General features: G+C 60.5%; 20 protein-coding genes. 2 read left to right on the top strand and 18 right to left on the bottom strand.

Features of this window, described 5'->3' with window-relative positions:
* Positions 1-51: 51 nt before the first annotated feature.
* The 4 genes from mdoH to pip all read right to left on the bottom strand — a co-directional run bounded on the left by mdoH (position 52) and on the right by pip (position 6,023).
* Positions 52-2,622, bottom strand: a complete 2,571-nt coding sequence (gene mdoH, locus LJX92_RS01845) for a glucans biosynthesis glucosyltransferase MdoH (protein ID WP_005783974.1) — start codon at positions 2,620-2,622, stop codon at positions 52-54.
* The gene (locus tag LJX92_RS01840; RefSeq protein ID WP_032881138.1) at positions 2,615-4,351 is read right to left on the bottom strand and encodes a glucan biosynthesis protein G; all 1,737 of its coding nucleotides are present in this window, start codon (positions 4,349-4,351) and stop codon (positions 2,615-2,617) included. The genes mdoH and LJX92_RS01840 overlap by 8 nt, the downstream gene beginning before the upstream one ends.
* A 266-nt stretch (positions 4,352-4,617) precedes the next feature.
* Positions 4,618-5,055, bottom strand: coding sequence for a D-aminoacyl-tRNA deacylase (gene dtd, locus LJX92_RS01835; RefSeq protein WP_005783971.1), 438 nt, complete (start codon positions 5,053-5,055; stop codon positions 4,618-4,620).
* Positions 5,052-6,023 (bottom strand): prolyl aminopeptidase, encoded by a 972-nt coding sequence (pip, locus tag LJX92_RS01830; protein ID WP_005783969.1) that lies wholly within the window; start codon positions 6,021-6,023, stop codon positions 5,052-5,054. The genes dtd and pip overlap by 4 nt, the downstream gene beginning before the upstream one ends.
* A 290-nt stretch (positions 6,024-6,313) precedes the next feature.
* Here pip and LJX92_RS01825 point away from each other — a divergent pair, with 290 nt between their 5' ends.
* Positions 6,314-7,699, top strand: coding sequence for a M10 family metallopeptidase C-terminal domain-containing protein (locus LJX92_RS01825; RefSeq protein WP_050549363.1), 1,386 nt, complete (start codon positions 6,314-6,316; stop codon positions 7,697-7,699).
* 140 nt (positions 7,700-7,839) lie between these two features.
* Here the strand turns inward: LJX92_RS01825 and hutG are convergent, their stop codons facing one another.
* The 12 genes from hutG to hutC form a co-directional block, all read right to left on the bottom strand.
* Positions 7,840-8,640, bottom strand: a complete 801-nt coding sequence (gene hutG / locus LJX92_RS01820; protein ID WP_228309249.1) for an N-formylglutamate deformylase — start codon at positions 8,638-8,640, stop codon at positions 7,840-7,842.
* Positions 8,641-8,651: 11 nt separating this feature from the next.
* The gene (hutI, locus tag LJX92_RS01815; protein WP_032878334.1) at positions 8,652-9,857 is read right to left on the bottom strand and encodes an imidazolonepropionase; all 1,206 of its coding nucleotides are present in this window, start codon (positions 9,855-9,857) and stop codon (positions 8,652-8,654) included.
* A 15-nt stretch (positions 9,858-9,872) separates the two neighbouring features.
* The gene (locus LJX92_RS01810) at positions 9,873-11,282 is read right to left on the bottom strand and encodes an amino acid permease (protein WP_032878336.1); all 1,410 of its coding nucleotides are present in this window, start codon (positions 11,280-11,282) and stop codon (positions 9,873-9,875) included.
* 158 nt (positions 11,283-11,440) lie between these two features.
* On the bottom strand, positions 11,441-12,973 hold the full coding sequence (gene hutH, locus LJX92_RS01805; protein WP_032878337.1) for a histidine ammonia-lyase: 1,533 nt from the start codon (positions 12,971-12,973) through the stop codon (positions 11,441-11,443).
* Positions 12,974-13,005: 32 nt separating this feature from the next.
* Positions 13,006-14,514, bottom strand: a complete 1,509-nt coding sequence (locus LJX92_RS01800) for an HAL/PAL/TAL family ammonia-lyase (RefSeq protein ID WP_032878339.1) — start codon at positions 14,512-14,514, stop codon at positions 13,006-13,008.
* Between the two features lie 121 nt (positions 14,515-14,635).
* Positions 14,636-15,460, bottom strand: coding sequence for a quaternary amine ABC transporter ATP-binding protein (locus tag LJX92_RS01795; RefSeq protein WP_050549364.1), 825 nt, complete (start codon positions 15,458-15,460; stop codon positions 14,636-14,638).
* On the bottom strand, positions 15,457-16,308 hold the full coding sequence (locus LJX92_RS01790; protein ID WP_032878340.1) for an ABC transporter permease: 852 nt from the start codon (positions 16,306-16,308) through the stop codon (positions 15,457-15,459). Before LJX92_RS01790 ends, LJX92_RS01795 begins: the two co-directional genes overlap by 4 nt.
* A 71-nt stretch (positions 16,309-16,379) precedes the next feature.
* The gene (locus tag LJX92_RS01785) at positions 16,380-17,345 is read right to left on the bottom strand and encodes an ABC transporter substrate-binding protein (protein ID WP_148853046.1); all 966 of its coding nucleotides are present in this window, start codon (positions 17,343-17,345) and stop codon (positions 16,380-16,382) included.
* Positions 17,346-17,414: 69 nt separating this feature from the next.
* Positions 17,415-18,860, bottom strand: coding sequence for a purine-cytosine permease family protein (locus LJX92_RS01780; protein WP_103733952.1), 1,446 nt, complete (start codon positions 18,858-18,860; stop codon positions 17,415-17,417).
* Positions 18,861-18,938: 78 nt separating this feature from the next.
* A complete protein-coding gene (hutU, locus tag LJX92_RS01775; RefSeq protein WP_032878345.1) occupies positions 18,939-20,609 on the bottom strand; it encodes a urocanate hydratase in 1,671 nt (556 codons plus the stop codon).
* Between the two features lie 406 nt (positions 20,610-21,015).
* Complete coding sequence (locus LJX92_RS01770) at positions 21,016-21,576, bottom strand: HutD family protein (RefSeq protein WP_228309248.1); 561 nt, start codon at positions 21,574-21,576, stop codon at positions 21,016-21,018.
* Entirely contained in the window at positions 21,573-22,283 is a 711-nt protein-coding gene (gene hutC / locus LJX92_RS01765; protein ID WP_171905445.1) for a histidine utilization repressor, read from the bottom strand. Before hutC ends, LJX92_RS01770 begins: the two co-directional genes overlap by 4 nt.
* Before the next feature lie 147 nt (positions 22,284-22,430).
* Between hutC and LJX92_RS01760 the strand changes: the two genes are divergently transcribed.
* Positions 22,431-23,795: a formimidoylglutamate deiminase gene (locus LJX92_RS01760; protein WP_078820071.1), complete on the top strand. Its 1,365-nt coding sequence runs from the start codon at positions 22,431-22,433 to the stop codon at positions 23,793-23,795.
* A 111-nt stretch (positions 23,796-23,906) separates the two neighbouring features.
* On the opposite strand, the gene LJX92_RS01755 is transcribed toward LJX92_RS01760, so the two are convergent.
* Together LJX92_RS01755 and LJX92_RS01750 are read right to left on the bottom strand one after the other, a co-directional pair.
* On the bottom strand, positions 23,907-24,476 hold the full coding sequence (locus tag LJX92_RS01755) for a lipocalin family protein (protein WP_032878349.1): 570 nt from the start codon (positions 24,474-24,476) through the stop codon (positions 23,907-23,909).
* A gap of 30 nt (positions 24,477-24,506) precedes the next feature.
* Entirely contained in the window at positions 24,507-24,761 is a 255-nt protein-coding gene (locus LJX92_RS01750; protein WP_005783949.1) for a hypothetical protein, read from the bottom strand.
* Positions 24,762-24,818 lie beyond the last annotated feature (57 nt).

Here is a 24,818-nt window from a genome sequence, read left to right as displayed (position 1 = left end):
TAGGACCAGCGTCTACAGCGCCCCCGAGGCGAGCCCTCGGGGGCGTCTGAATCAGGCCGGTTGGGCCTGCGGCGACTGCGGTTGCAGAGGCAGCAATGGCGCGTGCGGATCTGCCTTGATCGAAGCACGCCAGGCACCGAGCCACTCGGCATGACCTTCGTTCCAGACCTGCTCATGCAGGCGAGCCAGGGCTACCGGGTCGCTGAGCAGGGCCAGGCGTTCGCTGTTGTTGAGGCCGGCAGGCCCGACTTTCAACGCATGGCGAACGCGCTCCATGCGCAGGTACTCGATCGGCTCGGCCTCACGGTGACGCGAGGTCGCCAAGGCACAGGCCAGGGCGTTCTGCTGCGGGTCGACCACCGAACGCACGAAACCGTCATTGAGGGCGTGCCAACGGTTTTCGTGGGTGTACTTCTCGGTCGACAGCAGCGCTTGCGGCGGATTGTACTCCTCGGGGATCAGGAACAGGCTCTCGTCACGGGACTTGAGGCCCAGCTTGACCCGGCTGGAAATCACCGACACCGGAATCGACAGCATCAGCGAGCCGACAATCGGCACCAGCCACCACAGGAAACTTGGGTTCAACCACACCACCAACAGTGCCCACAGGAAGCCGAGGATAGTTTGCGGGCCGTGACGCTTGACCGCTTCACTCCAAGGCGTGGAGTCGTCGTCACGCTGCGGCGAGTTCCAGGTGGCAGCCCAACCGAGGAAAGCGGCGAGGACGAAACGGGTGTGGAAAATCATCCGCACCGGCGCCAGCAGCATGGAGAACAGCATCTCCAGCAGCATCGACAAGGTCACCTTGAACTTGCCGCCGAACTCCTTGGCACCCTTGGCCCAGATCAGGATGATGCTGAGCAGCTTGGGCAGGAACAACAGCACGATGGTGGTGGAGAACAGCGCCACCGCCTTGTCCGGGTGCCATTGTGGCCATAGTGGGTACAACTGGCGCGGCGCCATGAAGTACTGCGGCTCCATCAGGGTGTTCACCGCCAGCAACGCCGTGGACAACACCAGGAAGAAGAACCACAACGGCGCCGACAGGTAGGACATCACGCCGGTCAGGAACACCGCACGGTGCACCGGGTGCATGCCTTTAACCAGGAACAGGCGGAAGTTCATCAGGTTACCGTGGCACCAGCGACGGTCACGCTTGAGTTCGTCCAGCAGGTTCGGCGGCAGTTCTTCGTAACTGCCCGGCAAGTCGTAGGCAATCCACACGCCCCAGCCGGCACGGCGCATCAGCGCGGCTTCAACGAAGTCGTGGGAAAGGATTGCACCGGCGAATGCGCCCTTACCTGGCAACGGCGCCAGGGCGCAGTGCTCGATAAACGGCTTCATGCGGATAATGGCGTTGTGACCCCAGTAGTGGGATTCACCCAACTGCCAGAAGTGCAGGCCGGCGGTAAACAATGGGCCGTATACGCGGGTAGCGAACTGCTGCATACGCGCATACAGGGTGTCCATGCCCGACGCCCGCGGCGCGGTCTGGATAATCCCCGCATCCGGCGTGGCTTCCATCAGGCGTACCAGGCTGGTCAGGCATTCGCCGCTCATCACGGAGTCAGCGTCGAGAACGACCATGTATTTGTAGTCGCCACCCCAGCGACGGCAGAAGTCGTCGAGGTTGCCGCTCTTGCGCTTTACACGACGGCGGCGGCGGCGATAGAAGATCTTGCCAAAGCCGCCAGCTTCGCGGCACACGTCGAGCCAGGCTTGCTGTTCGGCGATGCAGATGTCGGCGTCGTTACTGTCGCTGAGCACAAAGAAATCGAAGCGATCCAGGTCACCGGTGGCGGCTACCGATTCGAACGTGGCACGCAAACCTGCGAATACCCGCGGCACGTCTTCGTTGCAGATCGGCATTACCAGTGCGGTGCGCGCATCCTTCGGAATTGGCTCGTTACCGGCACTTTTACCGGAGATGCGGTATTTATCGTGACCGGTCAGCAGCTCCAGGAAGCCCATGAGTGCGGTCCAGAAACCGGCCGAGACCCAGCAGAACAGAATCCCGAACATGATCAGGATGCTGGTTTGCAGCGCGTAAGGCATTACCTGAGTGGCGGTTTGCAGCAGGGTCTGGTTGCGGATTTCATCGAAGTCGACCAGCGACCAGCCCTGGTACGGCATGATGCCTTTCATGTACCAGCCGGCGACAATGGTCTGGCCCAGCATCAACACCAGCAGGATATAGCGACGGATCGAGCCCACGGTACGCCAGCGGGCAGCGGGCAGTACGCGCTCATCCTTGGGTGGCTTGGGCGGATTGGTGCGACCCGTCATCCGGCGCCAGCCGCGCACCAGGATGTTGGTGCGCCAGGGCTCGGGCACCACTTTGGTCCGGCGGATCGGCGGCGTGGCTTTAAGACACACGCGACCGCTGGCGTCGAGCGCCAGCATCTCGGCGTCTTGCAGCTCTTCGGCGCTGTTGAGGGTCAAGCGACGGCCGACCGAAGCCTGGGCGGCCTCAGTCGGTGCGTCGAAAGTCGACGACGACAAGCGTTCGTGCAATTCGCTGAACGAGTTGCAGCCCGCCAGCTCGGCGCGCTGCTCAGCGGTCAACGGGAGGTGCGCCAGATACTCGCTCAGAGTCTCTGGCCGGACATTTGAATTACTCATCGGCAGGCAACTGATAGCTCCAGGTTTCGGTCAGGACTTGTTCGGTCTTGGCCGGCTCCGGTGTGGCTGGGGCAGCTTCTGGCTGCGGGTCTTGCTTGTCTTTTGCGTCTTTCTTGGCCTGTTTCTCGTGCTGCTTGGCCAGGACTTTGTCAGCCTTCAACACGTGATTGGAAACCGGCTCAGGCGCTGGTTGAACCACATCCTGCACCAGTGCCGCACGCATTTCGGTTGGTTTGCCTGCGTCCTTGATCTTCATACGCAGAGTCAAGCGCCAGCCTTTGGTGTGTTCGTTGTAGCGCACACTGTTTTCAACCAGTTCGGCGTTGTCGCCCACGCTCACCTGGCTGCGCACCGGGGCGTCCGGCAGCAGTTTCTTCAGGGCTGGGCCCTCGAAGTCCACCAGGTAGGCCACGCTGCCATCGGGCTGACGGATCAGGTTGGATTGCTTCACGTCACCGGTAGAACGCAGGGTCTGCTTGACCCAAGCGCTGTCCGGCGAATGGAATGCAGCGTCGTCCAGGGTCCAGTGCAGACGGTAGGCGATGTCCAGCGGCTTGCCGACTTCCGGCAGTTCGGCCGGGCTCCAGAACGCCACGATGTTGTCGTTGGTTTCATCGGCTGTCGGGATCTCTACCAGGTCAACGGAGCCCTTGCCCCAATCGCCTTCAGGTTCGATCCAGGCGCTTGGGCGCTTGTCGTAGTTGTCGTCCAGGTCTTCGTAGTGGCTGAAGTTGCGGCCACGTTGCAGCAGGCCGAAGCCACGCGGGTTCTCGACGCTGAAGTTGCTGACCGACAGGTGTTTAGGGTTGTTCAACGGGCGCCAGATCCACTCGCCATTGCCGGCGTGGATCGACAGGCCGCTGGAATCGTGGAGCTCGCGACGGTAGTTAAGCACCTTGGAAGGCTGGTTGGCGCCGAACAGGAACATCGAGGTCAACGGGGCAACCCCCAGCTTGCTGACCTTGTCGCGCAGGAACATCTGGGATTTCACATCGACCACGGTGTCAGTGCCGGGGCGCAGGATCAGGCGATAGGCACCGGTAGCGCGCGGCGAGTCCAGCAGGGCGAAGATCACCAGGTGCTTGTCGCCCGGCTTTGGACGCTCGATCCAGAACTCGGTAAACCGCGGGAACTCTTCACCGGACGGCAGCGCGGTATCGATCGCCATGCCACGGGCAGACAGGCCATACACCTGGTCCTTGCCGACGACGCGGAAATAGCTCGCGCCGAGCATGGTCATGATTTCGTCTTGCTTGTCGGCCTTGTTGATCGGGAAAAGCACACGGAAACCGGCATAGCCCAGCTGTTCGGTGGCTTTGGGATCAAATTTCACGTCACCGAAATCGAAGCGAGTCGGGTCGTACTTGATTTCATGCACGCTGTCGGCGGTGACTTCATTGATTTTCACCGGCGTATCGAAATGCATACCCTGGTGATAGAAGGACAGCTTGAACGGGGTGTTCTGATCGGCCCACTCGGCTTTTTCGTTGCGGAAACGAATCTTCTGGTAGTCAGCGAATTTCATTTCGCGGAATTCGTTCGGCAGATTGCTGCGCGGAGCTTCGTATTTCTGCCCGGCCAGCTCTTTTGCCTTGGCCGACACATCATCCAGACTGAATGCCCACAGTTGACCCGCGCCGAACAGGCAAAACAGGGCAGAGCCCGTTACCAGTGCGTTTCGTAACCGTTTGGCAGACAATTTTGGTGCATTACAGGGACTAACAATCACGAGCAACCCTCGCCGAAAACAGATCAAAAAACCAACGGCCAGCTATCTATATGCCAGGTTGGCGAGCAATGTTCCGACTCCCCCAAGGCAAAATGATTCCCCAAAGGCTATCGGACAAGGCTCTACCTAAGTCAAAAATGGACCAAACAACGCTGATCCCCGTAGCGCGCGATTATCTAGTAGCCCGCGAGACAACGCATCAGGGACAGCGAAGTATTTGTAGCGAAAACCTGCGTTTTTAGGCATTAAAGTCGTTTTTCATACATTCATGTCTGTAAGAGAAAGGTCACAGGGCCATCATTGACCAAATGCACCTGCATATCAGCGCCAAAACGCCCTGACGCCACCTTGCCATGCAATTGTTGCGCTTGTAACAACAAGTGCTCAAAAAGCGCCGCTCCCAAGGCCGGAGGGGCAGCGGTGGAGAAGCTTGGCCGCAGCCCGCTCTTCGTGTCCGCCGCCAGGGTGAACTGCGACACCAGCAGCAACCCGCCGCCGATATCCTTGAGCGAGAGGTTCATCTTGCCCTCGGCGTCACTGAACACCCGGTAGTTAAGCAGCTTGTGCAGCAGTTTGTCGGCGCTCTCGGGCGTATCTGTAGGTTCGACGGCGACCAGCACCAGCAAACCTTGGTCAATCGCCCCCACGACCTCACCGGCTACTTCGACGCGGGCGCCACGCACCCGCTGCAACAGGCCCTTCATGCTTCTTCAGGCGGCAGATCAAGCAGGCGCCGTGCCATCTCGCCGGTGGCGCGCACCAGCGCGTCGGTGATGCCCGGCTCAGACGCGGCATGGCCAGCCTCGCGAATCACCTGCAATTCACTGTTGGGCCAGGCCTGATGCAGCTCCCAGGCGTTATCCAGCGGGCAGATCATGTCGTAGCGACCATGGATGATGATGCCCGGCAGATGGGCGATCTTGTGCATATCGCGAATCAGCTGGTTGGGCTCCAGGAAGGAGTTGTTGGTGAAGTAATGGCACTCGATACGCGCAATGGATAGCGCGCGTTGCGGTTCGGAAAAACGCTCCACATGCTGCGGGCTCGGGCACAGGCCGAGCATGCGCCCTTCCCAACCCGACCAGGCTTTGGCCGCATGCATCTGGGCGATCTGGTCGTTGCCGGTGAGGCGCTTGTGGTAGGCGGCAATCATGTCGTGGCGTTCTTCCACCGGGATTGGCGCCAGGTAGTCCTGCCAGTAGTCCGGGAAAAGACGGCTCGCGCCCTCTTGGTAGAACCAGTGAATATCCTGCGGGCGGGCCAGGAAGATGCCGCGCACAATCAGGCCAAGCACACGCTCTGGATGGGTTTGTGCGTAGGCCAGGGCCAGGGTTGAACCCCAGGAGCCGCCGAACAGCACCCATTTGTCGATGCCCAGGTGCTCGCGGATGCGCTCAAGGTCGGCGACCAGATCCCAGGTGGTGTTGTTCTCAAGGTTGGCGCGGGGGGTGGAGCGCCCGCAGCCACGCTGGTCGAAGGTGACGATGTGGTAGAGGTTCGGATCGAAATAGCAGCGGCTCTGGGCGTCGCAACCGGCACCTGGCCCCCCGTGGATGAACACGACGGGCAAGCCCTCGGGAGAGCCACTTTCATCGACATACAGCGTGTGGGTGTCATCGACTGCCAGATCATGCCGGGCGTAGGGTTTGATCTGCGGGTACCAAGTCTGCATTGCGCGCTCCGTAGGGTGTCGGGTTCATCCCTGGGGGGACGTCTATTATTTTGCCGTCTCGCATCATAAACCCGAATTGTGCAATGAGCATGTCATTGAGCGCTTAGACCTGTGTCAGCCCTTCGCTGCTCAGGTAATGCAGCACGTTATCGTCGAGTTGCTGCAATTGCGTCACTGCCCTTTCCTACAAATCAGCGAGCAAGACATCTCACTACTGCGGAAAACTCTTAATTGCGACTGGATTCGACATCGCCAAGCTCAGAGCTCGCCAACTTTGAATAGAGAATCCCATGTCGATCAGCAGACTTCCCCCGCAAGGAAGTGCCACATATCAACAAGTTGAACAGTTCAGGCGTCGTGATGATCGTGGCGGGCACATCGAAATCAACGGCCTGAAGTCCAAGACCGCAGAGGAAGCCACTGCGCGACTGATAAGCCCGAATCCGATCTGGAAGGATAAGAACGGCGATGGCGTCATCACCATCACCTATTCATTTACCCCCGGCTCCGATAAACCTGAAGGGCAACATGACAGTTACCAAGGCGTGACTGATGTGTCCGAAGCAAACAAAGCCAAAACCCGCGAGGCACTCAAGCTCTGGGAAGATGTGACAAACGTGAAATTTGTAGAAGGGCCGAGAAATGAACAAAGCGAAGGTCATATCAACTTCGGCAACTTCAAAACCAGACTGAATGACAAAGGTCAGTACACCCCTTTCAACCCCCACGCCTTGCCGCCGACGAAAGACAGGCTAACGGCGCATGTCTGGACCACAGAAAAAGAAAGTGCAGGCCCGAGCGGCATGACGACTCTGATCCATGAAGTCGGCCACACGCTTGGCTTGAAGCATCCAGGAGGCAACTACGGAACAAAATATGAACAGCAAAAACTCGGTTATGTGGAAGATTCCCGTTCCCACACCATTATGAGCAAATACCAGCATGGCTCGGTTGCGAAGTCCCCCCTACAGGATGACATCACCGCCATACAGACCCGGTACGGTGTGAACCACAATACTCGCAAAGAGGACACCGTCTACGGCTTCAACTCCAACGCCAACCGAAACTTCCTCAAGCTCAAGTCCGACAAGGATGAGCTCAGAGGTACCCTTTGGGATAGCGGCGGCAACGACACACTGGATTTATCCGGCTATCAGAAAAACCAAAAGATCAACCTGACGCCTGGCACCTTCACCAATGCCAATGGCCGCGATCGAAACCTCTCTATTGCCCGGGGCGTCATCATCGAAAACGCGATTGGTGGCAAAGGCAATGACCTGATAATCGGTAACGACGCCGACAACATACTCAAGGGTGGTGATGGCGACGACATTATTGATGGTGGCAGAGGCGCGGATAAGCTGTGGGGCGGAAAAGGTGCCGACACCTATGTTTATGGTAGTTGGACTGAATCGAACAGCGTGGATGGAACCGACGAAATCATGGATTTTGAAAGCAGCAAGGACAAGGTCGATGTGTCGGGCATACGCAGTAAAATCGGAGACGCCCCATTGCGATTTGTCGATGGCAAATCGGCGCAGATGCAAAAAGGCGACGCCTCCATATCCTACGACCCACACAAGAACATCAGCACACTGCGGGTCTTCGATGGCCAAGGTCAGCCACTGGAGGTGAAGGTGCACGGCGACCTGAAACAAAGCGATATTGTCCAGTGACGGTCAAACGCGCGTGCAACTCTTAGCAACACCGCCCGCCTCCTCAGCGCTGCTGTCGATTCCTGGCCGAGCCACCGATCACAGCGGTCATCCACAGGCCGGCAACGATCAGCAGGCGCGACTGGCTTGCGGTGGCGATTTCAGCCGTACTGCTTTTTCCCCCAGGCCAAACAACCTTGCAACAACTGCTTCAATACCTCCCGCGTCGGCTCAGCCAAATCCGCCCGATACTGAAACGGCTCAACCTCTTCCATATACGTGCATTGCCCCAACTCCAACTGCACCGCATGAATATCCTGCGCGGGGTTGCCGTAGTGACGGGTGATATGCCCGCCCTTGAAGCGCCCGTTCAACACATGGCTGTACTGCGGATGCCCGGCGCAGATGGCTTCCAGTTGGCTGGCCAACTCGGGATCACAGGCAGCGCCGTTGAAGGTGCCGAGGTTGAAGTCCGGCAGCTTGCCGTCGAACAGGTGCGGGATCACCGAGCGGATCGAGTGCGCATCGAACAGCAACGCGTAGCCGAATTCGGCCTTGAGCCGTGCCAGTTCCTCCTGCAGCGTGCGGTGATACGGGCCCCAAATCTTCTGCAAGTAACTGGCGCGCTCGGTCTCGTTCGGCTCCAGCCCCTCGCGGAACAAGGGCACACCATCGAACAGCGTCTCCGGGTACAGGCCAGTGGTAGCGCCGGCATAGAGCGGCTTGTTGTCGGAAGGCCGGTTCAAGTCGATGACAAACCGCGAGTACTCCGCCGCCAGGGTGCTGGCGCCCAGTTCTGCGGCAAAGTCATACAGCAGCGGAATATGCCAGTCGGTGTCCGGCAGGCTTTGCGCTTGGGGAATCAACCCGGCCTCGACCGCAGGCGTCAGGCGCACGCCGGCGTGGGGCATGCTGATCAGCAGCGGTACGCGGCCTTGTTTGAATGTCAGAACCTTATCCACAACACCACTCCTTACACAGTGACGTCGGCGCCGTGGCGCACAACGCGTTTATCCAGCTCGCCGCCCAGCCAGTAGGCCAGGTCAGCGGGGCGATCAATCTGCCAGGCGACAAAGTCAGCGACCTTGCCCGCTTCCAGGGAGCCATGGGTGTCGCCCATGCCCAACGCGGTGGCGGCGTGTTGCGTGGCACCGGCCAAGGCTTCTTCGGGAGTCATGCGGAACAGGGTGCAGGCCATGTTCAGCATCAGGCGCACCGACAACGCCGGGGAAGTGCCGGGGTTGAGGTCGCTGGCGATGGCGATCTTCACGCCGTGCTTGCGCAGGGCCTCCATGGGCGGCAACTGGGTTTCGCGCAGGAAGTAAAAAGCGCCCGGCAGCAACACGGCGACCGTGCCGGCAGCGGCCATGGCGATGGCATCTTCTTCAGTCATGAACTCAAGATGGTCGGCCGACAACGCGTGATAGCGCGCCGCCAGGCTGGAACCGTGCAGCGATGAGAGTTGCTCGGCGTGCAGCTTTACCGGCAAGCCAAGCTGGTGGGCAACCTTGAACACGCGCTCGACCTGTTCGGGGGAAAACGCCAGGTATTCACAGAAGGCATCCACCGCATCCACCAGGCCCTCTGCGGCCAGCGCCGGCAGCATCTCATTGCAGATGTGCTCAATGTAGTCATCGGCGCGGTCCTTGTACTCCGGCGGCAGCGCGTGAGCGGCCAGGCACGTGGCGCGCACGCTGACCGGCAGCGCTTCACCCAGGCGCCGGGCCACGCGCAGCATCTTGCGCTCGTTGGGCAGATCCAGGCCGTAGCCGGACTTGATCTCCACGGTAGTCACGCCGTCACGCAAAAGGCTGCGCAGACGTTTTTCAGCGCTCAGGAACAATTGATCTTCCGTGGCTGCACGCGTGGCACGCACGGTACTGGCAATCCCGCCGCCCTTGGCCGCGATCTCGGCGTAGCTGACGCCTTCGAGGCGCTGCTCGAATTCGCCGCTGCGATTGCCACCAAACACGGTATGGGTGTGGCAGTCGATCAGCCCGGGGGTGACCCACGCGCCTTGCAGGTCATGCACCTGGGCGTAATCGGCCGTAGGTGCCTGGCTGCGCGGGCCGATCCACTCGATCAGCGAGCCCGCTGTCACCATGGCGGCATCCTCGATAATCGAGTATTTGCCTTGGGCCATGGTTGCGACGTGGCAGTGTTGCCAAAGGGTTTTCATCAACGCCTCCCTAAGTTATCGATGAGACAAAGCCTGTTCGTAATGGACCTTGGCCGCTTGCCCGGCAGCGGGCTTGACCCACAGCAGGTACGCGACGATCAGCAGCACGATCCACACAGCGCCGACCATCAAGGCCGCCTGGGTGTCCGGGAAGTAACCGAGCACACCAAACACAAACAGCATGAACACAATGGCCGCTGCCGGCGCATAGGGCCAGAACGGCACCGGGAATTTCAGTTCGGCGACCTGCTCCCTGGTCATCGAGCGACGCATGGCGACCTGGGTAAACAGGATCATCAGCCAGACCCACACGGTGGCAAAGGTGGCGATCGAAGCGATCAGCAGGAAGACGTTTTCCGGGATCAGGTAGTTGAGCACCACGCCGCCGAGCAACGCGGCGCCCATCACCACCACGGTCATCCACGGCACGCCTTGTTTGGACAACTGCGCAAAGCCCTTGGGCGCCTGACCTTGCTGGGCCAGGCCGTACATCATGCGACCGGCGCCGAAGATGTCGCTGTTGATGGCCGAGACCGCCGCCGAGATCACCACGATATTGAGAATGGTCGCCGCCGAGCCTATCCCCAGGTTACTGAAGATCTGCACGAACGGGCTGCCCTGGCTGCCAATTTGCGGCCACGGGTAGATCGCCATCAGCACGAACAGGGTCAGCACGTAGAACAACAGGATACGCAGCGGTACCGCGTTGATCGCCTTGGGGATCACTCGCTGCGGGTCCTTGGCTTCACCGGCAGTGATGCCGATGATTTCGATACCGCCGAACGCAAACATCACCACCGCAAACGAGGCGATCAAGCCACCAATGCCGTTGGGCATGAAGCCGCCGTGCGCCCACAGGTTGCTCAGGCCGCTAGCCTGCGTTTCACCCGCCGAGTGAATGCCGAACAGCATGATGCCGAAACCGCCGAGGATCATCGCCACGATGGCACCGACCTTGAGCAACGACAGCCAGAACTCCATTTCGCCAAAGACCTTGACGTTGCACAGGTTCAGGCCGCCGATCAAAAACACGATGCCCAGCACCCAGACCCAACGGGCCACCTCGGGAAACCAGAAGCCCATGTAGATACCGAACGCGGTGACGTCGGCCAGGCAGACGATGATCATTTCAAAGGCGTAGGTCCAGCCGAGGATAAACCCCGCCATGGGCCCCAGGTAAGTGCTGGCGTAGTGGCCGAACGAGCCGGACACCGGGTTGTGCACGGCCATTTCACCGAGGGCGCGCATCACCATGAACACGGCGGCGCCGCCGATGAGGTAAGCCAGCAGTACGGCGGGGCCGGCCATCTGGATAGCGGAGGCAGAACCATAGAACAGCCCGGTGCCGATCGCGGAACCGAGTGCCATGAAGCGAATATGTCGGGCGTTGAGCCCGCGTTTCAAACCTTTTTCTGGCTGGTGCATTTCTCTTCCCTATTATTCTTATCCCGAGAAAATCTGAATCTGGCGAAAATCAATGTGGGAGCTGGCTTGCCTGCGATGGCGGACTTCCAGACAGCCCATCTGGCGCAGACACACCGCTATCGCAGGCAAGCCAGCTCCCACATTGGGTACCGGGGTGCTTAAAGGCTCGGCAGCAACTTGGCCGGTACCAGCTCATTCAGGCAGCGGGTGGCGAGCAGTTCGCTGGCGGCGTTGATGTCTGGGGCGAAGAAGCGATCCTTGTCATAGAACGCCACCTTATCGCGCAGGATGCCGCGGGCTTTTTCAAGTTTCGGCGAGGTCTTCAGGCCGTCGCGCAAATCCAGGCCCTGGCACGCTGCCAGCCATTCCACCGCGAGGATGCCACGGGTGTTCTCGGCCATTTCCCACAGGCGCTTGCCCGCAGCCGGGGCCATGGACACGTGGTCTTCCTGGTTCGCCGAGGTCGGCAGGCTGTCGACGCTATGGGGATGGGCCAGTGCCTTGTTCTCGCTGGCAAGCGCAGCGGCAGTGACCTGGGCGATCATGAAACCGGAGTTCACCCCGCCATTGCCCACCAAAAACGGTGGCAGTTGCGACATGTGCTTGTCCATCATCAACGAGATGCGTCGCTCGCTCAGGGAGCCGATTTCGGCAATCGCCAGGGCCATGTTATCGGCGGCCATGGCCACCGGTTCGGCGTGGAAGTTGCCACCGGAAATCACATCGCCTTCGGCGGCAAATACCAGTGGGTTATCCGACACCGCGTTGGCTTCCACCACCAGCACTTCGGCAGCCTGGCGGAACTGGGTCAGGCAGGCGCCCATGACCTGTGGCTGGCAACGCAGGGAGTAAGGGTCTTGCACTTTGTCGCAGTTCTGGTGCGACTGCGAGACCTGGCTGCTTTCGCCCAGCAGGTCACGATAGGCCGCAGCCGCATCGACCTGCCCACGCTGGCCACGCGCCGCATGAATACGCGCATCGAACGGCGAGCGCGAACCCAGTACGGCTTCTACGGTGAGGCCGCCGCAGGCAAGGGCGCCGGCGAACAGGTCTTCACCTTCGAACAGGCCGCGCAATGCATAAGCGGTGGACACCTGGGTACCGTTGAGCAGGGCCAGGCCCTCTTTGGCGGCCAGGGTCAGCGGTGTGAGGCCAGCCACTTTCAGCGCTGCGGTCGCGTCCAGCCATTCGCCTTTGTAGCGCGCCTTGCCTTCGCCGAGCAGCACCAGGGACATATGCGCCAATGGCGCCAGGTCACCGGATGCACCGACCGAACCCTTGAGCGGAATGTGCGGGTACACCTGGGCGTTGATCAGCGCAATCAGCGCGTCGATCACCTGGCGACGGATCCCGGAGAAACCACGGCTCAGGCTGTTGACCTTGAGCACCATGACCAGCCGCACCAGCGCATCGCTGATCGGCTCACCGACGCCGGCAGCATGGGACAGCACCAGTGAACGCTGGAGGTTTTCCAGGTCTTCGCTGGCGATACGGGTCGAGGCCAGCAGGCCAAAACCGGTGTTGATGCCATAGGCGGTGCGGTTCTCGGCGAGGATCTGCTCCACGCAGGCAACGCTGGCTTCGATCTGGGCCGAGGCGCTGTCATCCAGGCTGAGGGTTACCGGCTGCTGGTAGATGGCACGCAGTTGGGCGAGGCTCAGTTGGCCTGGAATCAGGTTTAGCGCAGTCACATTCGTTCTCCTTGTGAATTATTCTTAAGTGTTCAGTGCAAATTCGGTAACGCAGTGTCTTTAAGCAACTGGGCAGCGGCGGCAATATCCGGCGCCAGCCAGCGGTCCTGCTCGTAAGCGGGGACCACTTCGCGCAGCAAGCGCCAGGCGTGGTCGGTACCGGCGCCCAAGCGCTGGTCCTTGAGGAACTCGAACGCCTGGGCCGCCAGCAAGTATTCGATGGCAAGAATCTGGGTGACGTTGGCCAATACCTGGTGCAGCTTGAGCGCGGCGTTGGTGCCCATGCTCAGGTGGTCTTCCTGCAGGCCCGAGGTGACGAAGTTGTCGAGCACCGCCGGTTGCGCCAACTGGCGGTTTTGCCCGCACAAGGACGCGGCGACGTACTGCACGATCATCATCCCGGAGTTGACCCCGGGGTTGCTGACCAGAAAGGCCGGCAAGCCGCTGACGTGCGGATTGATCAGGCGATCCAGGCGGCGCTCGGCCACCGAGCCGATTTCGGCCATGGCGATGGCGAGCATGTCGGCCGCCAGCGCCACGGACTGGCCGTGGGGGTTGGCCTGGGACACCACGCGGTAGCTGACCGGCGTGCCGAGCACCAAAGGGTTGTCGGTGGCGCTGTTGAGTTCGGTCTCGATCTGGCGCGTGGCGTGCTCCACCTGATCGCGGGCCGCGCCGTGGATCTGCGGGATCGAGCGAATGCTCAAGGCGTCCTGGGTGCGGATACCTTTGCTGCTGGCGATCACCTCACTGCCGTCGAGCAACGCACGCAGGTTGCTGCCCACTTGCTGCATACCCGGGTGCGGCTTGAGGGCGATGATTTCTTCGTCGAAGGCATCGATCTGGCCGCGCTGGGCTTCGAAACTCATGGCGCCGATCACGTCGGCCCATTGCAACAGGTGGTGCGCGTCGGCCAGGGCCAGGCAACTCAGGCCGGTCATGCACGGCGTGCCGTTGACCAGGCACAGGCCATCCTTGGCACCGAGTACCACGGGCTGCAAGCCTTCAGCCTGCAACGCGTATTGCGCCGTGACGATCCGGCCGCGGTAACTCACATTGCCGATGCCGAGCAAGGCCACACCGACATGGGCCATGTGGGTCAAATACCCCACCGAACCCTGGGATGGCACTTGCGGCGTGATGCCGTGATTGAGCAGCGCCAGCAACGCGTGCACCACCTGCGGGTGCAGGCCGGATTTACCGTGGCTGTAGTTGATGATTGCCGCGCACATGATCGCGCGGGTCTGCTCGTCGCTGAGCACCGGGCCGACGCCGCAGGCATGGCTGAGCAGCGTATTGCGCGACAGTTGGCTCAGTTGCCCGCCCTCAAGCGACACATTGCACAACGCGCCCAGGCCGGTGTTCACGCCATAGGCGCGCTCGCCGCTGGCGACGATGCGCTGCACGATGGCCTGGGCATTGTCGATGCGCGCCCAGGCGTGGCCCGAGAGTTCGAGCACTGCGCCGTGGCGAGCAACGGCGGCGACGTCCTGCCAGCGCATCGGGGCGTCGGCGATGATGATTTTGGTTGCCTGGGACATCGTTGACCTCTTCATATTCTCTAAACCTTTGGCGGCCTCATCGCGGGCAAGCCCGGCTCCCACATTTGAACTGTGTGAACCCAATCAAATGTGGGAGCTGGCTTGCCTGCGATGGCGTCCGTCAGACCACCGCCGCCCGCCGCTGAACAAACCGGTCCACATACTCGTCCGCCGGCGAATGCAAAATCTCCCGCGGCGTGCCGACCTGGATCAACTTGCCGTCCTTGAGGATCGCAATGCGATTACCAATGCGCACGGCTTCGTCGAGGTCATGGGTGATAAACACGATGGTCTTGTGCAGGGTCTTTTGCAGCTCGAGCAACTGGTCCTGCATTTCGGCGCGGATCAGCGGGTCGAGGGCGCTGAAGGCCTCGTCCATCAGGATGATGTCGGTGTCTGCGGCCAAGGCGCGGGCCAGGCCCACACGCTGGCGCATACCGCCGGAAAGCTGGTGTGGGTATTTGCTTTCGTAGCCCTTGAGCCCCACGGTTTCAATCCAGTGCAGGGCGCGCTCAGCGCATACCTGCTTGGTTTCACCGCGCACTTTGAGGCCGTAGGCGACGTTGTCGAGCACGCTCTTGTGGGGCAACAGGCCGAAGCTCTGGAACACCATGCTGATCTTGTGGCGACGGAATTGGCGCAGGGCTTCCATGTCCAGTTGCAGAATGTCTTCGCCGTCCACCAGGATCGCGCCGCTGGTGGGATCGATCAGGCGGTTGAAGTGGCGCACCAGGGTGGACTTGCCGGAACCTGACAGGCCCATGATCACGAAGATCTCACCCGTGCCGATGCTCAGGGACAGATCGTTCACGCCGACCACGCAACCGGTCTCGGCCAGTACCTGGTCCTTGGTCTTGCCCTGGCCGACCATCGCCAGGGCGTCCTTGGAACGGGCGCCGAAGATCTTGAAGACGTTCTTTACTTCGATTTTGCTGACAGTCGTCATTTGCTCGCCTCATGCCGTGGGCGGCCATAAGCCTGGGTAATGCGGTCGATGACCACTGCGAGAATCACGATCGCCAGCCCGGCTTCCAGGCCACGGCCGACGTTGAGGGTCTGGATGCCGACGAGCACGTCTTCACCCAAGCCGCGGGCGCCGATCATCGAGGCGATTACCACCATCGACAGCGCCATCATGGTGGTCTGGTTGATCCCGGCCATGATGCTCGGCAGCGCCAGCGGCAGTTGCACGCCGAACAGTTGCTGCCAGCGGTTGGCGCCAAAGGCGTTGATGGCTTCCATGACCTCGCCATCGACCTGGCGAATGCCCAGGTCCGTCAGGCGAATCAGCGGCGGCGCGGCGTAGATCACCGTGGCGAAAATCGCCGGCACCTTGCCCAGGCCGAACAACATCAGCACCGGGATCAGGTACACGAAGCTGGGCATGGTCTGCATGATGTCCAGCAGCGGCATCAGCACCGAACGCAGGCGATTGCTGCGCGCCGACAGGATGCCCAGGGGAATGCCGATCAGCACCGAGATCACCGTGGCGACCATCATCAGTGCCAGGGTTTGCATCAGCTTGTCCCACAGGCCAACCGCGCCCACCAGGAACAGCAAACCGACGATCACCGCTGTGGTCACCAGCTTGCGCGTGGCGTGCCAGGCGATGCCCCCGACAATGGCCAGCATCAGCCACCAGGGCGCCATGCGGAGCAGGCCTTCCAGGTTGACGATGGCCCATAGCAGGGTGTCGGAGATGTGCCGGAACACATCGCCGTAGTTGGTGACCAGCGAGTCCACCCAACCGTTGACCCAGTCGGCGATGGAAAACGTAAAACTCTCAGGAAACATATCGTGCTCTCGATCCAGTGGGTTGTGGCCAGCCGCTCGGCCACCCCTGAGGGTAGCCGTGCACACTTGACCTACAAGGCCGCTTCGATTTTCTTGGCTGCGTCGTCGCTCACCCAGGCGTGCCAGACTTCAGGATGTTCCTTGAGGAAAATTTTCGCCAGTTTCGGCGACTCGATTCGCTCCTTGGCCATGCGGCCGAGGTTCTGGTTGAGCAGGTCGATGGGCAGGTTGACCTTTTCCAGCACGGCCACCAGTTCTGGCGCTTGTTCGTGGAAGGTCTTGGACAGACCGACCTTGATGCTTACGCTTTTATCCACACCGGGCTTTTCTTCCAGTTTGACCAGGTCGACCTGGCCCATCAGCGGTGTCGGCGACCAGTAGTAGAACAGGATCGGCTCGCCGCGCTTGTAGCTCGACAGCACCGCCGCATCCAGCGCCGGGCCGGTGCCTGGGCGGAAGTTGGTGTAGGTGCTTTCCAGGCCGTAGCTCTTGAGCATTTCGCTGTTGTCCAGCTCACAGGTCCAGCCGGCCGGGCAGTTGTAGAAACGGCCCTTGGAGGGCTCTTCCTGGTCCTTGAACACCGAGGCGTATTTGGCCAGGTCGGCGATGTTTTTCAGGTCCGGGGCCTTGGCTTCCAGCTTGCGCTTGGCGTCGCCCTCGATCACATAACGCGGCACGTACCAGCCTTCCACCGCGCCGACCACCGGGGCACCTACACCGACGACTTTGCCGGCCTTCTCGGCCTTGTTCCAGACTTCGCTGCGGCCTACCCACTCTTCGGCGAAGACCTGGATGTCGTTGCTACCCAAGGCGTTTTCCATGGTGATGGAGTTGCCTGGCAGGCTGTCGGTTTTGCAGTCGTAGCCTTTTTCCAGCACGGTTTGCAGGATGTCGGTGAGCAACATGCCACTTTCCCAATTCAGGCCGGCGAATTTCACCGGCTTGCCGGATTCGCACCAGCCGGCCGCCTGGGCGCCGGCGCTTGCCAGCAAGCCCGCTGAGAACAAGGTAGCCAGCAAGGTCTTATTCATAGTCATTGTTGTGACGCTCCCAATCATGAAATGGATTACGGCAGTCAGTAGGCGTCCTGCCCTGTCCACGTCCCATCAGGCTTGTGCAGCCAGCCCGTTTGTTGTGGGTAAAGCGCCCTGCTCTGTCGGCAGGATCAGGTGATCGGGTACCGTGCCGTGCCATTTTTTCGCACACACGTAATACAGGGCCGCCGGCAGTACCAGGCCGATGATCCAGGAGATGTCCACGTTACCCAGCGCGGCCACCAAAGGGCCGGTGTAGAACTTGGTCGAGATGAACGGCAACTGCACCAGCACGCCGAAGACATAGACACTGATACCCAAGAGGTTCCAGCGGCCATAGCGACCGTTCGGGTCGGCCAGTGCCGGCACGTCATAGCGCTCGCGGGTGATGCAGTAGTAATCCACCAGGTTGATCGCGCTCCAGGGCGTGAAAAACGCCAGCAGGAACAGGATGAACGACTTGAACGCACCGAGGAACGAGTGCTGGCCAAGCAAGGCGATCAGGGTTGCCGTACCGACGATGGCGAGCACGAACACCAGGCGTTGCACACGCGTGACCTCCAGGCGACCACGAAAGCCGCTGATGATGGTCGCAATGCACATGAAGCTGCCGTAGGAGTTGAGCGTGGAGATGGTGACCTTGCCGAACGCGATGCTGAAGTACAGCAATGCAGCGGTGGCCCCCGTGCCGCTCAAGCCAACGATGTAGGCCACTTCATGCCCGGCAAATTGGCCATTGGACATGGCCGCAGCGAACACGCCGAGTACCATTGCCACCTGCGCGCCGATGACCGAACCCGCGCCAGCGGCGAGAAAGGTTTTCACCGACGACGTGTTGCTCGGCAGGTAACGAGAATAGTCCGCCACATAGGGGCCGAAAGCGATCTGCCAGGAGGCCGCAAGCGACACGGCCAAAAGAAAACTGCTCCAGCTGAAATGTCGGATTTGCAGGAGCGCGCCCACGTCGGTCTGGCTCATCAGGCGGCTGAACAGATACACAAAGGCAATCACGCCAATGACGCTGGCGACACGGCCAATGAAATGGATCACCCGATAACCCAGCACGGTGACCAGCACAATGACACTGGCGAAAATCAGGATACCGACGCTGTCGCTGACCCCGAACAACTGGCCCAGCGCCTGCCCCGACAACACGGTGCCGGTGGCGGTAAAACCCAGGTACATCAAGCACACCAGTACGATCGGGATAGCCGCACCATACACACCGAACTGCACCCGGCTGGAGATCATCTGCGGCAAACCAAGCTTGGGGCCTTGCGCCGCATGCAGCGCCATGACCCCGCCACCGATCAGTTGACCGACCAGCAGGCCGATCAACGACCAGAACACATCACCACCCAGCACCACGGCCAGGGCCCCGGTGACAATCGCGGTGATCTGCAGGTTGGCACCCATCCATAGGGTGAACTGGCTCAATAGACGACCGTGTCTTTCCGCTTCCGGGATGTAGTCGATCGAACGCCTTTCGATCAACGGGGTGGTGTCGTTTGCAGCCATGTTGTTCAACCTCTGATGGATTGTCTTGGGGTTGCCGCCGATCCAATGTGGGAGGGGGCTTGCCCCCTCCCACATGGGTCACTTGATCATCGGCAGGTTGAGGCCCTGCTCTTTGGCGCAATCGATAGCAATCTGATAACCGGCATCGGCATGACGCATCACCCCGGTCGCCGGGTCGTTATGCAGCACCCGCGCAATCCGCTCGGCCGCTTCATCGGTACCGTCGCAGACGATCACCATGCCTGAGTGCTGAGAGAAGCCCATGCCCACGCCACCACCGTGGTGCAGCGAGACCCAGGTCGCGCCGCTGGCGGTGTTGAGCAAGGCGTTGAGCAGTGGCCAGTCGGACACGGCATCGGAACCGTCCTGCATGGCCTCGGTTTCGCGGTTCGGGCTGGATACGGAACCGGAGTCCAGGTGGTCACGACCGATCACCACAGGGGCGGACAGCTCACCGCTGCGTACCATTTCGTTGAAGGCCAGGCCGAGCTTGGCGCGCTGGCCCAGGCCGACCCAGCAGATACGTGCCGGCAGGCCCTGGAAGCTGATGCGCTCGCGGGCCATGTCCAGCCAGTTGTGCAGGTGGGCGTCGTCCGGGATCAACTCTTTGACTTTGGCGTCGGTCTTGTAGATGTCTTGCGGGTCGCCAGACAGCGCCGCCCAGCGGAACGGGCCAATGCCACGGCAGAACAGCGGGCGGATGTAAGCCGGTACGAAACCCGGGAAGTCGAAGGCATTTTCCACGCCCTCTTCCTGGGCCATCTGGCGGATGTTATTGCCGTAGTCGAAGGTTGGGATGCCTTGCTTCTGGAATTCCAGCATGGCCTTGACGTGCACGGCCATGGACTGCTTGGCGGCCTTGATCACGGCAGCCGGCTCGGTTTTGGCGCGGGCGCGGTATTCGTCCCAGGTCCAGCCGGCCGGCAGGTAGCCGTTGAGCGGGTCGTGGGCGCTGGTCTGGTCGGTGACCATGTCCGGGCGCACGCCACGCTTGACCAGCTCTGGCAGAATTTCGGCAGCGTTGCCCAGCAGGGCGATGGAAATGGCCTTGCCTTCCTTGGTGTACTTGGCGATGCGCGCCAGGGCGTCATCGAGGTCGGTGGCTTGTTCGTCGACATAGCGGCTGGCCAGACGGAAGTCGATGCTGACCTGTTGGCACTCGATATTCAGCGAGCAGGCGCCGGCCAGGGTCGCGGCCAACGGTTGCGCGCCGCCCATGCCGCCGAGGCCAGCGGTGAGGACCCAACGGCCCTGAAGGTTTGAATCGTAGTGCTGACGGCCAGCTTCGACGAAGGTTTCATAGGTGCCCTGGACGATGCCTTGGCTACCGATGTAGATCCAGCTGCCGGCGGTCATCTGGCCGTACATGGCCAGGCCCTTGGCATCCAGTTCGTTGAAGTGCTCCCAACTGGCCCAGTGTGGTACCAGGTTGGAGTTGGCGATCAGTACGCGCGGGGCGTTACTGTGGGTCTTGAACACGCCGACCGGCTTGCCGGACTGCACCAGCAGGGTTTCGTCATCGTTCAAATGGGTGAGGCTCTCGACAATCTGGTCGTAACATTCCCAGTTGCGCGCCGCACGGCCAATACCGCCGTAAACCACGAGTTCCTTGGGGTTCTCGGCCACTTGTGGGTCGAGGTTGTTCATCAACATGCGCAGCGGCGCTTCGGTCAGCCAGCTTTTGGCGGTGAGCTTGTTACCGCGGGCGGCGCGGATTTCGACGTCACGGTATTTTGTAGACTTGGTCACTGCTAGGACTCCTCGGCGATCGATGCGCGAACATGGATGGTGCGAAGGAAGCTCTTACGCACACATCTTTACTTGTATGTACAAGCATATGCAATCGAGCGGCCAACTTTAGCCGGGAGTGGTTGGGATTTTTTTGCACGGGGCGTGCGAGCCTTGTAAATCAAGGCTTCAACGCTTGATGAAATTTCTTACGGAGGTTTTTTGCAGCAAGGGAAATTTGTCACGGCAGCGAAGCTTTGCATCACGCTGGGGCATTCGGTAACAAATTGGTGCGCGGGCTGGAAACAGATTTTGTGAACAATGCAAAAACAAATGTGGGAGCTGGCTTGCCTGCGATAACAGTGTGTCAGTCAGCACATCCTAGGCTGATACACCGCTATCGCAGGCAAGCCAGCTCCCACAGTTTTTAACCGAGTGCGGTCAATTCGATTACGCAGCTGCGGCCGCTGACCGAGATATCCAGCAAGCCAGTGTTACCGTCCACTTGCAGGCAATCGTGATGGCCGAGCTTCTCGCCCAACACCTTCACCTCATCCGCCACGCTGAACACCAACACCGTCTGCGCCGTGGTGAAAAACTGCTGCACGCCATCCACCCACTGCAAGCGTGCATGGTAACGCTCGGGCGAGTAGATCAGGTTGAAGTCGCGGATCGGCCCAGTGATCAAGCGGCAGGAAACCTGGCTTTCACCCTGGAACGCGAACGGCTGCAACGGTAACAAGCCGCGCTGCTCCTCGCCGTCCACGGTCAACACCATGCCCGCGCCCTTGATCACCGTGATCACGCGCTGGTAACCGGCGAAGGTGGAAAAACCACCCGAGTCAGCGATATCGGCAATCGACACACGCCAGCCAAATCCATCCAGGCCGGTGCCGGCGTCGCGGCTGATTTCTTCGGTGCTGCCGCCACCGTTTTTCCACGGCATGCGCACGTAGTCGGCGGCGCGCCAGACCTTCACTGTACTCATTTGCTGAAACGTCCTTCCAGGCTGTGACGGGAACCGGGGTGGATCAATCGCGCAGCGGTTACCGGCTGGCGACCCGACCAGGTGCGACGGCGAATCAACAGGCACGGCTCGCTCGGCTCGATCTGCAACAGCTTGCACTCGGCTGCGTCGGCAAGGATCGCTTCGACCACATGCTCACCCTCGGTCAACGGCGCGACCTGGTTCAGATAGGCATAGGGGGTTTGCTGGGTGAAGTCCTGCTGCAAATATTGCGGCGCAACCAGGGCGTTGACGAAACGATCTTCGATTTGCACGGGAATATCGTTCTCGTAATGCACGATCAACGAGTGGAACACTCGCCCACCTTCACGCATTTCCAGGGCGACGGCGCGTTCGGAACCCGCGGCCTCTTCGCCCAGGGTGATGACCTGGCACGTGTGCCGATGCCCGCGGGAAGCGATTTCATCGGCAATGTTGTGCACTTCAAACAGCGCCGACTGGCTCTTCGGCTCGGCCACGAACGTACCCACGCCTTGCATGCGCACCAGCAGCCCTTCGGCGGTGAGCTCACGCAGGGCGCGGTTAATGGTCATGCGGCTGAAACCCAGCTGGCTGACCAGTTCGCTTTCCGACGGCACGCGGTAATGGGGCGGCCAGTTGCCGTTGAGGATCTGCTGGCTGATCATCTGTTTGACGCGGGCATACAAGGGCGCCGGACTTTCGTCCATGTGGGCAGCCAGCGAAGACTTGGCAGGCGGAGTCGGCACGAGGAATCCTTGCAGGGGAAAAAGATGCATAGATTGCCGGAGTTTACCGAGCAGGCAAACGTCTGTATATGTATATACAAATAAACACACGACCGGGGTGCCTTGATCATGTCCGCTTTCTTTGCCGAACGCGCGCTGCTGCCTAATGGATGGGCCAACGATGTACGTCTTGAAGTCAGCGCCGATGGCCTGCTGACCCATGTTGAGCCCAATGCCAGTGCAGACGCTGCCGAACGGCTCAGAGGCCCAGTATTGGCGGGCATGCCAAACCTGCATTCCCATGCCTTCCAGCGCGCAATGGCAGGTCTGGCCGAAGTGGCCGGCAACCCCAATGACAGTTTCTGGACTTGGCGCGACCTGATGTACCGCATGGTCGGCAAGATCAACCCCGAGCAGTTACAGGTCATCGCCCGCCAGCTGTATATCGAAATGCTCAAGGCTGGGTACACCTCGGTGGCCGAGTTTCATTATGTGCATCACGATACCAACGGCCAGCCATATGCCGACCGTACGGAACTGTCACGCCAGATCAGCCTGGCAGCCGCCAGCAGCGGGATCGGCCTGACCTTGCTGCCGGTGCTCTATACCCACGCAGGTTTCGGTGGCCAGGCGCCGAATGAGGGGCAGCGCCGGTTTATCAATAGCACCGAGCACTACCTGGACCTGCAAGCGCGTTTGCAGCCGATCCTGGCGGCACAACCTGCGCAGCAACTGGGCCTGTGTTTCCACTCCCTGCGTGCGGTCACCCCCGAACAGATCCAGCAAGTGCTGGCGGCCAGTGACAAGACCTGCCCGGTGCATATCCATATCGCCGAGCAGCAAAAAGAAGTCGACGATTGCCTGGCCTGGAGCGGCAAGCGCCCGCTGCAATGGCTGTATGACAACGTTGAAGTGGACGAGCGCTGGTGCCTGGTGCACGCCACTCATGCCGATGCTGACGAAGTGACGCGCATGGCCAACAGCCGAGCGATTGCCGGTTTGTGCCTGACCACCGAAGCCAACCTGGGCGATGGGATTTTCCCGGCGGTGGATTTCCTTGCCCAGGGCGGACGCATGGGTATCGGCTCCGACAGCCATGTTTCACTGAGCGTGGTGGAGGAATTACGTTGGCTGGAATACGGCCAGCGTCTTCGCGATCAACGGCGTAATCGCCTGTATCGCAGTGATCAGCCAATGGTTGGCCGCACGCTGTTCGATGCTGCGCTGGATGGTGGCGCACAGGCGCTTGGCCAGCCGATCGGGCGGCTGGAAGTCGGCAAGCGGGCGGATTGGATTGTGCTGGACGGTAGCGACCCGTACCTGGCGACCGCCAGTGAGGATGGGATTCTCAATCGCTGGCTGTTTGCAGGTGGCGATCGCCAAGTGCGCGACGTGCTGGTCAATGGCAAATGGGTGGTGCGGGATGGGCATCATGCCGGCGAAGAAGACAGCAGCCTGGCATTCACCCAGGTCTTGAAGGCTTTGTTGGGCTAACGGCCAACACCTAACAAATGTGGGAGGGGGCTTGCTCCCGATAGCGGTGTGTCAGTATCAGATGTACTGGCTGACACACTGCATCGGGAGCAAGCCCCCTCCCACATTTGATTACTGCGAACTCTTGGCCATTTGTTTATCTGAAGTACGCCAGATCAACCGCGTAGTGTCATACCCCTGCTGTCGCGCCCTGCTCAACAGGTCTTCACGCGTCTCGGCACTCACCGTCGGCGTGCGCGACAGGATCCACATATAGCGCCGGCTCGGGCTGCCGACGATGGCGGTCTTGTAGTCATCGCTGACATACAGCACCCAGTAATCGCCCTTGGCAACGCCCGGCAACAGTGACGTAAACCAGTTATTGAATTCCACCCAGAGCTTGTCGGTTTTGCCAGGCACCTGCGGCGTGGCCGTGCCTTTGGCTTCTTGCCACTTCCATTCAGGCGTCAGGCAGCGGTTGAACACCGACATGTCGCCATCCGGCAGCAAGGTGTAACGCGCCTCGGACTGCGCGCAGTTGCGCTGGAAGTACATCGGCAATCGGGCCAACTCATACCAGGTGCCCTGATAACGCTTGAGGTTGACGTTGGTTGCCGTCTTGGGTTGCAGATCATCGCCAGAATGGCTGGCGCAGCCCGCCAAAAACAGGCTGGCGCAAAGGAACAAAACAAAACGCATCATTCTTCTTCTCCCGCAGGCTCGCGCCCCGGTTTACTTCAGGCCTTGCCCGGAAAACATCAGAACTTTGTCACCGGCGTACTGCACGCTGATAAAGCTGTTTTTATCGCCCCAGGTGCAGCTGGACATGCCCAGCGCACCGGAACAATCGGTCGGCTTACCCAGCAACGACTCCACCTCGGCCTTGGCCATGCCAGCCGACAGTTTCTGGTAGTTTTCTTGAGTGACCTTGCTGCAAGCGGCTAACAGCACGCAAAAAGTCAGCAGGGCGAGACGGCGTAAAGACATGGAAAAGCTCCTGGAGAGACAAAGCAGCTGGGGTATCTGCCAGAAGCTTAGAAGGGA

This window comes from Pseudomonas sp. HN8-3 (genome assembly GCF_020790195.1).
In the GTDB taxonomy this organism is placed as follows: Bacteria; Pseudomonadota; Gammaproteobacteria; order Pseudomonadales; family Pseudomonadaceae; genus Aquipseudomonas; species Aquipseudomonas synxantha_A.
This window is presented reverse-complemented; position numbering and strand designations above follow the sequence as displayed.

Bases quoted from the DNA above. Each gene is read 5' to 3' on its own strand.
- LJX92_RS01770 (WP_228309248.1), bottom strand. From the start codon at position 21,576: ATGAGTACAGTGAAGGTCTGGCGCGCCGCCGACTACGTGCGCATGCCG.
- LJX92_RS01760 (WP_078820071.1), top strand. From the start codon at position 22,431: ATGTCCGCTTTCTTTGCCGAACGCGCGCTGCTGCCTAATGGATGGGCC.
- LJX92_RS01800 (WP_032878339.1), bottom strand. From the start codon at position 14,514: ATGTCCCAGGCAACCAAAATCATCATCGCCGACGCCCCGATGCGCTGG.
- LJX92_RS01810 (WP_032878336.1), bottom strand. From the start codon at position 11,282: ATGCACCAGCCAGAAAAAGGTTTGAAACGCGGGCTCAACGCCCGACAT.
- pip (WP_005783969.1), bottom strand. From the start codon at position 6,023: ATGCAGACTTGGTACCCGCAGATCAAACCCTACGCCCGGCATGATCTG.
- dtd (WP_005783971.1), bottom strand. From the start codon at position 5,055: ATGAAGGGCCTGTTGCAGCGGGTGCGTGGCGCCCGCGTCGAAGTAGCC.
- LJX92_RS01750 (WP_005783949.1), bottom strand. From the start codon at position 24,761: ATGTCTTTACGCCGTCTCGCCCTGCTGACTTTTTGCGTGCTGTTAGCC.
- hutC (WP_171905445.1), bottom strand. From the start codon at position 22,283: ATGGACGAAAGTCCGGCGCCCTTGTATGCCCGCGTCAAACAGATGATC.
- LJX92_RS01825 (WP_050549363.1), top strand. From the start codon at position 6,314: ATGTCGATCAGCAGACTTCCCCCGCAAGGAAGTGCCACATATCAACAA.
- LJX92_RS01755 (WP_032878349.1), bottom strand. From the start codon at position 24,476: ATGATGCGTTTTGTTTTGTTCCTTTGCGCCAGCCTGTTTTTGGCGGGC.
- LJX92_RS01780 (WP_103733952.1), bottom strand. From the start codon at position 18,860: ATGGCTGCAAACGACACCACCCCGTTGATCGAAAGGCGTTCGATCGAC.
- mdoH (WP_005783974.1), bottom strand. From the start codon at position 2,622: ATGAGTAATTCAAATGTCCGGCCAGAGACTCTGAGCGAGTATCTGGCG.
- LJX92_RS01785 (WP_148853046.1), bottom strand. From the start codon at position 17,345: ATGACTATGAATAAGACCTTGCTGGCTACCTTGTTCTCAGCGGGCTTG.
- hutI (WP_032878334.1), bottom strand. From the start codon at position 9,857: ATGAAAACCCTTTGGCAACACTGCCACGTCGCAACCATGGCCCAAGGC.
- LJX92_RS01795 (WP_050549364.1), bottom strand. From the start codon at position 15,460: ATGACGACTGTCAGCAAAATCGAAGTAAAGAACGTCTTCAAGATCTTC.
- LJX92_RS01790 (WP_032878340.1), bottom strand. From the start codon at position 16,308: ATGTTTCCTGAGAGTTTTACGTTTTCCATCGCCGACTGGGTCAACGGT.